The organism is Streptomyces sp. NPDC047108 (assembly GCF_040643575.1).
Lineage (GTDB): Bacteria > Actinomycetota > Actinomycetes > Streptomycetales > Streptomycetaceae > Streptomyces.
This window is the reverse complement of record NZ_JBEYUP010000027.1, coordinates 69,510-80,488: the sequence shown is the minus strand read 5'-3', so window position 1 is coordinate 80,488 and position 10,979 is coordinate 69,510. Positions and strand designations below refer to the sequence as shown.

At 73.4% G+C, this 10,979-nt stretch carries 12 protein-coding genes; 5 read left to right on the top strand and 7 right to left on the bottom strand.

Annotation, left to right across the window (positions count from 1 at the left end; all coding sequences use genetic code 11):
* Positions 1 to 202 precede the first annotated feature (202 nt).
* Complete coding sequence (gene ung, locus ABZ822_RS30730) at positions 203 to 871, top strand: uracil-DNA glycosylase (RefSeq protein ID WP_360861383.1); 669 nt, start codon at positions 203 to 205, stop codon at positions 869 to 871.
* Positions 872 to 925: 54 nt separating this feature from the next.
* On the top strand, positions 926 to 1,438 hold the full coding sequence (locus ABZ822_RS30725; protein WP_360861368.1) for a hypothetical protein: 513 nt from the start codon (positions 926 to 928) through the stop codon (positions 1,436 to 1,438).
* Positions 1,439 to 1,527: 89 nt separating this feature from the next.
* Here the strand turns inward: ABZ822_RS30725 and ABZ822_RS30720 are convergent, their stop codons facing one another.
* From ABZ822_RS30720 to ABZ822_RS30710, 3 genes are all read right to left on the bottom strand, one after another.
* Complete coding sequence (locus tag ABZ822_RS30720) at positions 1,528 to 1,980, bottom strand: hypothetical protein (RefSeq protein ID WP_360861366.1); 453 nt, start codon at positions 1,978 to 1,980, stop codon at positions 1,528 to 1,530.
* A 151-nt stretch (positions 1,981 to 2,131) separates the two neighbouring features.
* Positions 2,132 to 2,644, bottom strand: a complete 513-nt coding sequence (locus tag ABZ822_RS30715) for a DinB family protein (RefSeq protein ID WP_360861364.1) — start codon at positions 2,642 to 2,644, stop codon at positions 2,132 to 2,134.
* Positions 2,645 to 2,805: 161 nt separating this feature from the next.
* Complete coding sequence (locus tag ABZ822_RS30710; protein ID WP_360861361.1) at positions 2,806 to 3,408, bottom strand: TetR/AcrR family transcriptional regulator; 603 nt, start codon at positions 3,406 to 3,408, stop codon at positions 2,806 to 2,808.
* A gap of 126 nt (positions 3,409 to 3,534) precedes the next feature.
* Here ABZ822_RS30710 and ABZ822_RS30705 point away from each other — a divergent pair, with 126 nt between their 5' ends.
* Positions 3,535 to 4,845 carry an FAD-dependent monooxygenase gene (locus ABZ822_RS30705; RefSeq protein WP_360861359.1) on the top strand — a complete coding sequence of 437 codons (1,311 nt, stop codon included), beginning with the start codon at positions 3,535 to 3,537 and terminating at the stop codon, positions 4,843 to 4,845.
* Positions 4,846 to 4,937: 92 nt separating this feature from the next.
* Positions 4,938 to 5,846 carry a Gfo/Idh/MocA family oxidoreductase gene (locus tag ABZ822_RS30700; RefSeq protein ID WP_360861357.1) on the top strand — a complete coding sequence of 303 codons (909 nt, stop codon included), beginning with the start codon at positions 4,938 to 4,940 and terminating at the stop codon, positions 5,844 to 5,846.
* On the opposite strand, the gene lnt is transcribed toward ABZ822_RS30700, so the two are convergent.
* The 3 genes from lnt to ABZ822_RS30685 form a co-directional block, all read right to left on the bottom strand.
* A complete protein-coding gene (lnt, locus tag ABZ822_RS30695) occupies positions 5,767 to 7,359 on the bottom strand; it encodes an apolipoprotein N-acyltransferase (RefSeq protein WP_360861355.1) in 1,593 nt (530 codons plus the stop codon). The genes ABZ822_RS30700 and lnt overlap by 80 nt on opposite strands.
* Before the next feature lie 195 nt (positions 7,360 to 7,554).
* Positions 7,555 to 8,604, bottom strand: coding sequence for a phosphatidylinositol-specific phospholipase C domain-containing protein (locus ABZ822_RS30690; protein WP_360861353.1), 1,050 nt, complete (start codon positions 8,602 to 8,604; stop codon positions 7,555 to 7,557).
* Between the two features lie 161 nt (positions 8,605 to 8,765).
* The gene (locus ABZ822_RS30685; protein ID WP_360861351.1) at positions 8,766 to 9,281 is read right to left on the bottom strand and encodes a pyridoxamine 5'-phosphate oxidase family protein; all 516 of its coding nucleotides are present in this window, start codon (positions 9,279 to 9,281) and stop codon (positions 8,766 to 8,768) included.
* 227 nt (positions 9,282 to 9,508) lie between these two features.
* On the opposite strand from ABZ822_RS30685, the gene ABZ822_RS30680 reads away from it, so the two are divergent.
* Positions 9,509 to 9,898: a hypothetical protein gene (locus ABZ822_RS30680; RefSeq protein ID WP_360861349.1), complete on the top strand. Its 390-nt coding sequence runs from the start codon at positions 9,509 to 9,511 to the stop codon at positions 9,896 to 9,898.
* A gap of 71 nt (positions 9,899 to 9,969) precedes the next feature.
* Here the strand turns inward: ABZ822_RS30680 and hypE are convergent, their stop codons facing one another.
* Positions 9,970 to 10,959 (bottom strand): hydrogenase expression/formation protein HypE, encoded by a 990-nt coding sequence (gene hypE / locus ABZ822_RS30675; protein WP_360861381.1) that lies wholly within the window; start codon positions 10,957 to 10,959, stop codon positions 9,970 to 9,972.
* Positions 10,960 to 10,979 lie beyond the last annotated feature (20 nt).

Sequence of the window (10,979 nt, the reverse complement as noted above, 5' to 3'; positions counted from 1 at the left end):
CGGGGGGTCGTTCCTGCCGCGGGGGCGGTGCTCGGGGGGGGGCGCCCCCAGCGGGGGCCGGGGCCCGGGGCGGGCCACCCGGGGGGGGGGGGCACGGCCGGGTGGCCGTCCGCCGCGCCTGTGAGGGCGGTCTGTCAGTGGGCGCCGGTAGGTTCTTCGGTGCAGAACGGATCGCACACCGGAGGTTGTTGACGTGACCGACATGCTGCCCGAGTCCTGGCGCGGCGTCCTCGGCGAGGAGCTGGAGAAGCCGTACTTCACGGAGCTCATCGAGTTCGTCGAGAAGGAGCGGGCGGACGGGCCGGTGTACCCACCGCGGGCCGAGGTCTTCGCGGCGCTGGAGGCGACCCCGTTCGACCGCGTGAAGGTGCTCGTCCTCGGGCAGGACCCGTACCACGGCGAGGGCCAGGGCCACGGCCTCTGCTTCTCCGTCCGCCCGGGCGTGAGGACCCCGCCCTCCCTCCGGAACATCTACAAGGAGCTGCGGGAGGAGCTGGGCCATCCCGTGCCGGACAACGGCTATCTGATGCCGTGGGCCGAACAGGGAGTGCTGCTGCTCAACGCCGTGCTGACGGTCCGCGGGGGCGAGGCCAACTCGCACAAGGGCAAGGGCTGGGAGACCTTCACGGACGCGGTGATCCGCGCGGTGGTCTCGCGTCCGGACCCGGCCGTCTTCGTCCTCTGGGGGAACTACGCGAAGAAGAAGCTCCCGCTGATCGACACCACGCGCCACGCCGTGGTCGAGGGGGCCCACCCGTCGCCGCTGTCCGCCAAGAAGTTCCTCGGCAGCCGCCCGTTCAGCCGGATCGACGCGGCCATCGCGGCACAGGGCCATGCGCCGGTCGACTGGCGGATCCCCGACCTGGGCTAGCGTCCGCCTCCGGGAGGGAAGGGACACCTCGCAGCGACGAGCGCGGGAGGTCAGGTGGCGGAGGAGCAGCGGGGTGAGGCGTCGCGGGACGCCGTGATGACGAGGATCGGCCAGGTGGTCATGCTCCACAGGGGCGGCGACCGGGACGAGGCCCGCAGCCGTTTCGCCGCGCTCTGGGAAGAGATCGGCGAGGACGGTGACCCCCTCCACCGCTGCACGCTCGCGCACTACATGGCCGACACGCAGGACGACCCGGCCGACGAACTGGTCTGGGACGTCCTCGCCCTGCGTGCGGCCGACCGCCTCGCCGAGACCCTGGCCGGTGCCCGTCCCGCGGGGCAGGGCGGGTCGGGGCACCGCCGGTCCCTCGCGCTGCGCGCTTTCTACCCCTCGCTCCATCTCAACCTGGCCGCGGACTACGTGAAGCTGGGGCGCCACGCGGCGGCGAGGCGGGAGCTGGACCGGGCGCGCGAGCGGTCCGGGGGACTCGCCGAGGACGAGTACGGCGACGGTGTCCGCGCCGCCATCGCCCGCCTCGAGCTACGCCTGGACGAGCCGACGACCTGACGTCGCGCCGAGCCGTTCTCACGCGGTGTGCCGCCGGCGCGGCGGGCTGCGCCGCCCCGAGCGGTGCGTCCCCTGCTCCGGAGGGCGTGTCAGGGGCCGTAGACGTCCCGGCAGATGCGGGCCTGGGTGCTGCCCGGGGCCCAGTTCCCGTACGTCTCTCCGAGGTCGCACATCCCGGCGGTGCGTGCCGGTCCCGGCGCGGGCACCGGGACGCGCGACGGTCGCGGCTCCGGCCATGCGGAGGTGCCGGACCGCGGCACCGTCCGCCCCCGCGGCGCGGCCGACCTCGGCACCGCCGGGTGGGCGGAGGCGCGGTCGGCCGCGGGCCGCGAGCGGTGCGTGGGGGAGGAGTGCGCGCGGCCGGGGCGGATGGTCTCCAGCCCTTCGTGGGCGGAGGGTTCCGCGATCTGCGGCCGGGCCGCGCCGGGCGTCGGACGCGGGGCCGACGACGGCTCCGGCGCGGACGGCGGGGCGGAGACGCTGACACAGCTCGCGAGGGCCGGGCTCGCGAGCAGCAGCGCTGCTGAGACGATTCGGTGCACGCGCGTCACTCTGCTGGCGCGTCGGCCCGTCGGGCGCCGGTTCGACGGAAAAGCCCCCGCACGGGTGAGTGCGGAGGCTTCGCTTCACGTGCGATCTCGCGACGAGCGCGCTGAGGGGCTCGGGCTCAGGAGCGCGGCGGAGGGCTCGCGCTCAGGCGCCCACCGCACCGTCGACGCGTTCCCTGATGAGGTCGGCGTGCCCGTTGTGCCGCGCGTACTCCTCGATCATGTGCACGTAGATCCAGCGGAGGTTGACCTTCTCGCCGCCGCGGATCTCCTGGACGGCGAGGTCGTCCAGCGAGCGCCCGGAGGCGGCGTCGCGGGCGCGCCCGACCTCGCCCTCCCACGCCGCGCGGGCGTCCTTCCAGGTGTCCTTCTCGGAGAGATGGAACTCCCCGTCCGGATCCTCGTCGGTGTAGAAGAGGGGCGGTGCGTCCTCGGCTGTGAGGGTGCGGCGGAACCAGTGACGCTCGACGTCGGCCATGTGCCGTACGAGCCCCATGAGGGAGAGCGAGGACGGCGGGACGGACGCCTCGCGCAGCTTGGCGTCGTCGAGGCCTTCGCACTTGGCGACCAGAGTGGCGCGATGGAACTCCAGCCAGCCTTCCAGCATGGCGCGTTCGCCGGAGGCGGTGGGCGGCGAGGGGCGGTCGGTGATGGTCATGCGCGCCATCATCGTGCCCCCGGGTCCGGAACTGCCAGGCAATATCGGGGCCGTCCGGATCGGGGCTCTCGGGTTCGGGACCGTCCGGATGGCGCTCTCCGGACAGCGCACAGGCGCTTCTGCGGTCCCTCGGCCGGGCCCCTCCCTCCCGCCCTCCCGCGCTACGCCGCGACTCCCGGCAGCATCCCGCGCAGCAGCTCCGAGATGCTCTCCCGCAACTCCTCCCGTGTCGGCGTCCGCGTGTGATGTGAGCCGATGGCGCACGAGAACATCACGCCCTCCGTCCAGGCGATCAGCGACAGCGCATGGCGTTCGGGCTCGCCGGACCCCATGCGCGTCATCAGGTCCACCAGCAGCTCGCGGAACGCGAGCCCCGCCGTGTCGTAGATCTCCCGTACCTCCGGCCTTCTGGTGGCCTCGAGGGCCAGCTCGTACCGCGCGACGAGCAGATGCCGGTAGTCCGTCACATAGCGGTGGACGATCGGCGCGAGCGCGTCCGTCACCGCCTCCGGGTCGCCGGTGGCCACCTGGACCGCCTCGGGCCGGAAGGCCCGTACGTCCCGTACGGCGAGCCGTTTGACCGTCGCCTCAAGCAGGGCGGCACGTGTCCTGGCGTGGTTCGAGGTCGAGCCCGGGGGCAGCCCTGCGGCCTCGTCCACGGCCCGGTGGGTGAGGCCCCGCAGACCGCGTTCGGCGAGGAGGTCGATCGCGGTGTCCGCGATGAGCGCGAGGCGGTCGGGAGAGCGGGTGGGGCCGGAGGTCATGGGGTCAATCTATCGCCCTCACTACAGCTGTAGTAGCGTTCGACTGCGGATGTAGTGAGCGGTGAGGGTGTGCGAGCCGTCTGTGCGTGCGTCCGCGAGCCGAGTCAGCCCCTGGAGGAAAGACCTATGAACGCGCCCCGCGCCGTCGTCATCGGAGCCGGGATCGGCGGACTCACCGCCGCGGCGGCCCTGCACCGTCACGGATGGTCCGTCACCGTGCTGGAGCGGTCCCCGGCCCTGGCGGCCGTGGGAGCAGGAATCGGCCTCGCCCCCAACGCGCTGCGCGCCCTCGACACCATCGGCGTCGGCGACGACGTCCGTGCCCTGTCCATGTGGCAGAACGAGGGAGGGCTGCGCCGCCCCGACGGCCGCTGGGTCACCCGTACCACCAGCGAGGCCTTCGCCGAGCGCTTCGGCGGCCCGCTGGTCGTGGCGCACCGCGCCACCCTCGTCGACCTCCTCGTCTCCCGGCTGCCCGCCGGAGCCGTGCGCACGGAGGCCCCTGCGGCACTCGCCGATCCGGGTGGTCCCGGGCGCCCCGCGCGGGTCACCGTGGGCGCCGTCCACGACGCGGAGAACGGTGAAGCGGGCGAGAAGACCGAGCAGTTCGCCGGGGCGGAGGAGATCGAGGCCGACCTCGTCGTCGGCGCCGACGGCATCCACTCGGCGGTCCGGCGGACCCTCTTCCCCCAGCACCCCGGCCCCCGCTACACCGGACTCACCGCCTGGCGCGTCGTCGTCCCCGCCCCCGACGTGCCGTTCGCCCCGCACGAGACCTGGGGCCGCGGCGCGGTGTGGGGCACGAGTCCCCTCCACAACGACCGCATCTACGCCTACGGGGCCGCGATCGCCCCGGCGGGCGGGACGTCCCCCGACGGTGAACGGGCGGAGATGCTGCGCCGGTTCGGCTCCTGGCACCAGCCCATCCCCGCCGTGCTCGCCGCCGCCGGAGCCACCGGGAGCGGGCCGGTCCTCCGCCACGACCTGTACGAAACGGCCCAGGCGCTGCCGGCCTTCCATCACGGACGCGTCGCCCTGCTCGGCGACGCCGCCCACGCCATGGCGCCCATGCTGGGCCAGGGCGGATGCCAGGCCATCGAGGACGGGGTCGTCCTCGCCGCGTACCTCGGGTGTCCGGCGCCTGCCGCTCCTGCCGACCTCACCCCTGCCCTCGCCGCCTACTCCGCGGAGCGGCTGCCCCGCACCATGGACGTCGTACGCCGCTCGGCGCGGATGTGCCGGGCGGTGGCCCTCTCCTCCCGGCCCGCCGTCGCCCTGCGCACCGCCGTCATCGGCGCCCTCGGCCGGTTCGCGCCTCATGCGGCCCTGCGCAGCTTCGACGGAATCGCCGACTGGCAGCCGCCGTCGCCCGCGTATGCTGCCGGAACAGGGGCCGGGACCGATGAGGCGGAACCCTCGCGCGGCACCAGCCCCTGAGCCCCGGCGCCGCTGCACCCGCCCCCGCCACCGGCCCGTGGCGCCCGGCCGCGAGCACCGGCCCGTGGCACCCGGACTTGAGGAGATCCACCGTGAAGGTCGGCTGCATCGGGCTCGGGGACATCGCCGAGAAGGCCTATCTGCCGGTCCTCAGCACCCGGCCCGGGCTGGACCTGCACCTCCAGACGCGTAACCCCGCCACCCTCGAGCGGCTCGGATCCGCCCACCGCATCCCCGAGGACCGCCGCCACACCGGCCTCGACTCGTTCCTCGACGCCCGCCCGGACGCCGCCTTCGTGCACGCCGCCACCGAGGCGCACGCCGAGATCGTCACGCGGCTCCTGGAGGCCGGCGTTCCGACGTACGTCGACAAGCCCCTGGCCTACGACTACGCCGACTCCGAACGGCTGGTGAGGCTCGCGGGGGAGCGCGGGGTCAGCCTCGCCGTCGGCTTCAACCGCCGCTACGCGCCCGGCTACGCCCAGTGCCTGGAGCACCCGCGCGACCTGATCCTCATGCAGAAGAACCGGGTGGGGCTGGCCGAGGCGCCGCGCACGCTCGTCCTCGACGACTTCATCCATGTCGTCGACACCCTCCGCTTCCTGGTGCCGGGCACGGTCGAGCACGTCGACGTCCGCGCCCGGATGCGGGACGGGCTCATGCACCACGTCGTGCTGCAGCTCTCCGGATACGGCTTCACCGCGATCGGCACCATGAACCGGATGAGCGGCTCGACCGAGGAACTCCTCGAGGTCTCGGGACAGGACACCAAGCGCCAGGTCGTCAATCTCGCCGAGGTGATCGATCACAAGGGTCAGCCGTCGGTCCGCCGCCGCGGCGACTGGGTGCCCGTCGCGCGGCAGCGCGGCATCGAGCAGATCGTGCACGCCTTCCTCGACGCCGTACGGACCGGGAAGCTGCTCAGCGCCGAGGACGCTCTGCGGACCCATGAACTGTGCGAACGGGTGGTCCGGGAGGTCCTTGACCAGGCCGACGCCTGACGGCCCTGGACCCCTCCACGGCCAGGTAGGCCACCAGCGACAGCAACGACGCGTACAGGGCCCAGTCGCCCGCCGCCACATACGGGCTGGTGCCCGAGGCCAGCGGCACGTCGTAGACCATGGACGCGCTGCTGTCCGTGCCCAGCCGCTCCCCGACGGCCTCGCCGCGCGGCCCGTAGACCGCGCTGACCCCGGTCAGCGTCGCGTGCACCACCGGCCGCCAGCTCTCGGCCGCCCGCAGGGCCCCCAGCGAGGCGTGCTGCTCGGGGGCCCAGCTCTGCTGGAAGGTGCTCGTCGCCGACTGGGCGACGAGCATGCCGGCGCCGTCCTGCACCAGCCGGCGGCTCATGTCGGGGAAAGCCGTCTCGAAGCAGACGAGCGGGCCGATGCGCAGTCCGCCCGCGTCCGGGACCCGCATCACCACGGGTGTCGTACCCCGGCGGCGGTCCTCCGCGGCCGCCTCGCCGACCGAGGTCGCCCAGCCCAACACCGAGCGGAACGGGATGTACTCGCCGAACGGCACCAGCCGCATCTTGTCGTAGCGCGCCTTCGTCGGCCCGTCGGGGCCCACGAGCACCGAGCTCTTGAAGATCCCGGGCCGGTCCGAGCGCCGCGCGTCCACGTTCACCAGGAGCGCCGCGTCCACCTCGCGGGAGAGGGCGGCGAGCCGGTCGCGGAGATCGGGGCGGCTGCCCAGGTCCGCGCTCACACTGCTCTCGCCCCAGACGACGAGGTCCACGTCCTTCCCGGCCAGCTGCCGGGTCAGGGCCTCCTCGCGGTCGAACCGTCGCTCCCTGCCGTCCGGTCCTCCCTGGATGACGCCGGGCTGGACGACGGCTATGCGCACGCTGCCCGTACGGTCCGGCTGCGGCGCCCACGCCCAGGCCGCGCTGCCCGCCACCGCCACGGTCAGCCCCCCGGCCACGGCGGCCGTACGGGCGGTGGGCAGCGCGATCAGTATCGCGAGCGCCGTGTTGAGCACCACGATCAGGAACGTCACGAGCCAGACGCCGCCGATCGAGGCCAGCCGCAGGGCGGGCGTGACCTGCCACTGGCTGGCGCCGAGCAGCCCCCACGGGCCGCCGAGGGCCTCCCAGGACCTGACCGTCTCGACGGCGATCCAGCCCGCGGGCACCAGCACGAGGGCGGCCGCCGTGCGCCGGGCGCTCGGAGTCCCGCCCAGCAACCGCCTGACCAGCACGCCCCACGGCGCCCAGAGCACGCCCAGCAGCAGACCGATGACGAGCGTGAAGACATGCAGGTTCGGGAACAGCCAGTGGTGCACCGCGATCATGAAACCGGTGCCGCCCAGCCAGCCGTCGTAGGCCGCCCTGCGCCAGGTCGGCGCGGTGCGGACCAGCAGCAGCCAGGGCACCAGGGCCGCGTACGCCAGCCACCACAGCGAGGGCTCGGGGAACGCCAGGGCGGGCAGGGCGCCCGCGGCGACCGCCACCGCACCTCGCTGCCACCGCGAGGCGAGAACGCCGCGCCACCGGTCGACCGACATCCGCATGCCGTGCCTCCCTCTCGCCGGCCCTGGGGCCTCAGGCCCTTCCAACGGTAGTTGGAGGGCTGTTCGACAAGTGTCCGGGAGTGCGACGATCAGCGACAGACGGCGTCGGCCGACCGGTGACGCGCCCGGCGCCCCGGGGCGTCCTCCGGATCCGCCTGGGGCCGCCGCGGACCCCGGCGGATCCGGAGGACATGCCTAGCCGCGCGGCAGCACCGTCGACAGCACGCCGGGCAGGGGGTGCCAGTCGCTGGTGACGATGGAGCCGTGCTCGGCGGCGAGAGCCGCGACGCGGGCACGGGCGTCCGCCTCCGGCGGGTTCACCGAGTCGATCTCCGGGGCGACCCCGTGGGCCGAGGTCATGATCACGAGATAGTGGCGCCGGTCGTACCAGGCCGTGTCGATGCCGGCGTCCGTCACGTAGGTGGACGCGGCGCCGTCGAAGACCACGAACCAGGGCCGGAGCGAGGCGTCCGCGTAGCGGGTCCGCGGATCGCCCGCCTCGGCCCCGATGACCGCGGGGAAGGCGGTCGCCGAGCCGAGGCCGCCGGAGCCGGACAGCGACCGCAGATGCTCCGCGTACTCGCGGTCGGTCCAGTACGAGTCGAACGGGTTGCTCTGCTCGACCGTGCCCGGGATCAGCTCGATGAGGAACTTGCCCGCGAGCGCGGACCGCTGGGGCCAGCCGCCCGCCTGGACCGCCTCGTCGAGGGTGGCGTGGTCGCCGATGAGGTCGCCGGGGCCGAACACCGCGTCGCCCAGCTCGGAGCGGACGAGAGCGTCGAATTCGTCGGGTCCGAGGCCGCCCTTGTTGTTGAACCCGTCCTTCATCTCGACCTTGATCAGGACGGGGCGGTGCCCGGGGTTGGCGTCGTGCCAGGCCCGCATGTCGGAAAGGCAGCCGCCCAGACTCTGATTGCGGGACTTCGTGCGCAACTCGCCCGGTGATCCGGCGTTCTCGCAATTGTTGTCGTTGCCCAGCGGGTTGCTGTGCGAGACCCGCCACTTCTTGCTCAGGCCGTTCGTCCAGACGTCGATCTCCAGCAGCCCCGCCCCGGAATCCAGACCGTCGGCGAAGTACTCGTACGTGTCCTTCTCATAGGCGTTGTGGACACCGACCGATGTGGAACCGGAGTAGGGGAGACTTCCGGGATCGGCGGTTCCGGCTCCCGCCGGTGCCGCTCCGGCGAGAAGCGCTCCGGCGGACAAAAGGGCCACAGCCGTCCCTGCGGGGCGAATGCTGCTCATGCGATGCCACCTTCGACATGGGGGGTGGTGAAAGTGGCAGCAGCGTAGGGGAGTTGGCAGGAAATGAGACGGCCCGGAACGAAATTCGCGGCGAATTCCTGTCCGGGCACCGGGCACGGCGCACTCGGCCCGGCCCCGAACTCCTCACCGGGGAACGGCTGTCAGCTCTCCTCGCGGGGAGGGCTGTCGTCCGTGCCGCGCCGAACTGTCCGTACGGGCTCGCCCGGGTGCCAGATCCGGACGACCAGATCGTCGCCCTCGACGACCGTGCGGACCACCTCGGTCAGCTCGGCGCGGAAGAGATGGAACGGCTCGGGAGGCTCCGCCGCCTGCGCGTACCGGGCGATCATCTCCGGATCGCGCACCTCGACGGCCCGCCCGGCGACCCGCACGTCACCGCCTCCCATCGACGTGCCGGGGCCGGGGTTCGCCTGCACCGCGAACCGCGGATCGCGGAGCAGGTCCAGCGCCTTGCGCGACTGCGGCATCATGCCGAGCCACATCTCACCGAAGCGGAAGTCCACCTCGATGCCGGTCACCCGGGGGGACCCGTCCCGCCGCAGGGTGGCGAGGACGTGGTGCCGGAACTGCTCGAAGCGCTGCCGCGCCGTCGCGGCGAGGTCGGGCTCCGCGGCCTCGAAGGCCGCCCAATCGGTCGTCATGCGCTCATGAGTCATGCGCTCATGATGGGCAGGGAAACCCGACATCCTCCGTCGCCATAACGGCACGGGACACGCGCTTCCTCCGACAGGGCGGGCCCGGGGCCGGGGTCCGGGACCCAGGCCCCGGCTTCCGCGCCTCCGGGTGGCGGCCATGGTGGACGGGGACGCGTTGACAGCGCTCCTGAAGTGGGCGGACGATCGAGATGGAGCATCCTCCCGCACGACGCACCTGGAGGACCGCGATGACCACTCTGCAGCACTCGGCTCATGTCAGCGTCCACCTCACCGACTGCTCCCCGCAGGACGCGGACTCCGTCTTCGACGCCCTCCTCGCCGCCTTCCCGGCCGCCGTCGACCAGGAGACCGGAGCGCACTGCGCGCAGCACCCCCGGCTCGACAACCCGATGGTGTGGATCAAGACCTTCGACGTACGGACGCCGGGCGCCGCCGGGCCGAAGGCTCTGGCCGGCGCCGTGACCGTCGATCTCTTCGGCTCCTACGGCCCCGTACGGCAGCTGGAGGACGCGCTCGCCCGTTCCTTCCTGACCGAGGAGGAGGGGCACGTCGTGCCCGGGGACCAGGAGGTGCAGGTCCGGCTGCGGCTGCGCAGCCGGGTCGCGGTCCCGTCCTGAGCCGGCGACGGCCCGGCCCCGCGGCGTTCTCGCCGCGGGGCCGGACCATGACACGACGACGCGCCGAACTCTCAGCAGATACGGGGCAGTTGCTCGCCCAGAGGCAGATCCACCACGCGCGTACCGCCCAGCCCCGTACGGGCCACCACCATGCCCGGGTGCTCCTCCACGCACTCCCCGATCACGGCCGCGCCCGCGCCCTGGGGGTGCGCCCGCATCGCCTCCAGGACCGCGTCCGCACGGTCGCGGGGCACGAAGGCCACGAGCCGCCCCTCGTTGGCCACGTACAGCGGGTCGAGGCCGAGGAAGCCGCAGGCGCCTGCGACGGCCTCCGGTACGGGGAGGTTCCGCTCGGTGAGCGCCACCCCGGTCCCCGAGGCGGTGGCGATCTCGTGCAGCGAGGTGGCCAGACCGCCGCGCGTGGGGTCGCGCAGCACGTGCAGGTCCGGGGTGACGGCGAGCATCGCCTCCACCAGCCCGGCCAGCGGAGCCGTGTCGCTGGTGACCTCCACCCCGAACTCCAGCCCCTCCCGGACGCTCATGATGGCCACGCCGTGCAGACCGATCGGCCCGCTGACGATGATCACGTCGCCCGGCTCGGCGCGCTGGGGCCGGATGTCGACGCCCTCCGGGATCAGCCCGATGCCGGAGGTGTTGAGGAAGATGCCGTCACCGTGCCCGGCGTCGACGACCTTGGTGTCGCCCGTGGCGACGGTGACTCCGGCCGCCAGCGCGGCGGCACCCACCGCCTCCGCCACCCGGCCCACCGTGGAGAGCTCGATGCCCTCCTCCAGGATGAAGGCGCAGGAGAGGTACGCGGGCCGGGCACCGCTCATCGCCAGGTCGTTCACCGTGCCGTTGACGGCCAGGTCGCCGATGCTGCCACCGGGGAAGAACAGCGGCCGCACCACGTAGGAGTCGGTGGAGAACGCCAGCCGGGCCCCGCCGAGCGAGAGGGCGGCGGAGTCGGTGAGACCCGCCAGCGTGGCGTTGCCGTACGCGGGCGTGAACAGGTGCTCCACCAGCTCGGCGGAGAGCGCACCGCCGCCGCCGTGCCCCATGACCACCACCGGGTGGTCGC

Coding starts and splice junctions, on each gene's coding strand:
- ung (WP_360861383.1), top strand. CDS start 203: ATGCTGCCCGAGTCCTGGCGCGGCGTCCTCGGCGAGGAGCTGGAGAAG.
- ABZ822_RS30715 (WP_360861364.1), bottom strand. CDS start 2,644: ATGACCATCACCGACCGCCCCTCGCCGCCCACCGCCTCCGGCGAACGC.
- ABZ822_RS30710 (WP_360861361.1), bottom strand. CDS start 3,408: ATGACCTCCGGCCCCACCCGCTCTCCCGACCGCCTCGCGCTCATCGCG.
- ABZ822_RS30705 (WP_360861359.1), top strand. CDS start 3,535: ATGAACGCGCCCCGCGCCGTCGTCATCGGAGCCGGGATCGGCGGACTC.
- lnt (WP_360861355.1), bottom strand. CDS start 7,359: ATGCGGATGTCGGTCGACCGGTGGCGCGGCGTTCTCGCCTCGCGGTGG.
- ABZ822_RS30690 (WP_360861353.1), bottom strand. CDS start 8,604: ATGAGCAGCATTCGCCCCGCAGGGACGGCTGTGGCCCTTTTGTCCGCC.
- ABZ822_RS30685 (WP_360861351.1), bottom strand. CDS start 9,281: ATGACTCATGAGCGCATGACGACCGATTGGGCGGCCTTCGAGGCCGCG.
- ABZ822_RS30680 (WP_360861349.1), top strand. CDS start 9,509: ATGACCACTCTGCAGCACTCGGCTCATGTCAGCGTCCACCTCACCGAC.
- hypE (WP_360861381.1), bottom strand. CDS start 10,959: ATGGGGCACGGCGGCGGCGGTGCGCTCTCCGCCGAGCTGGTGGAGCAC.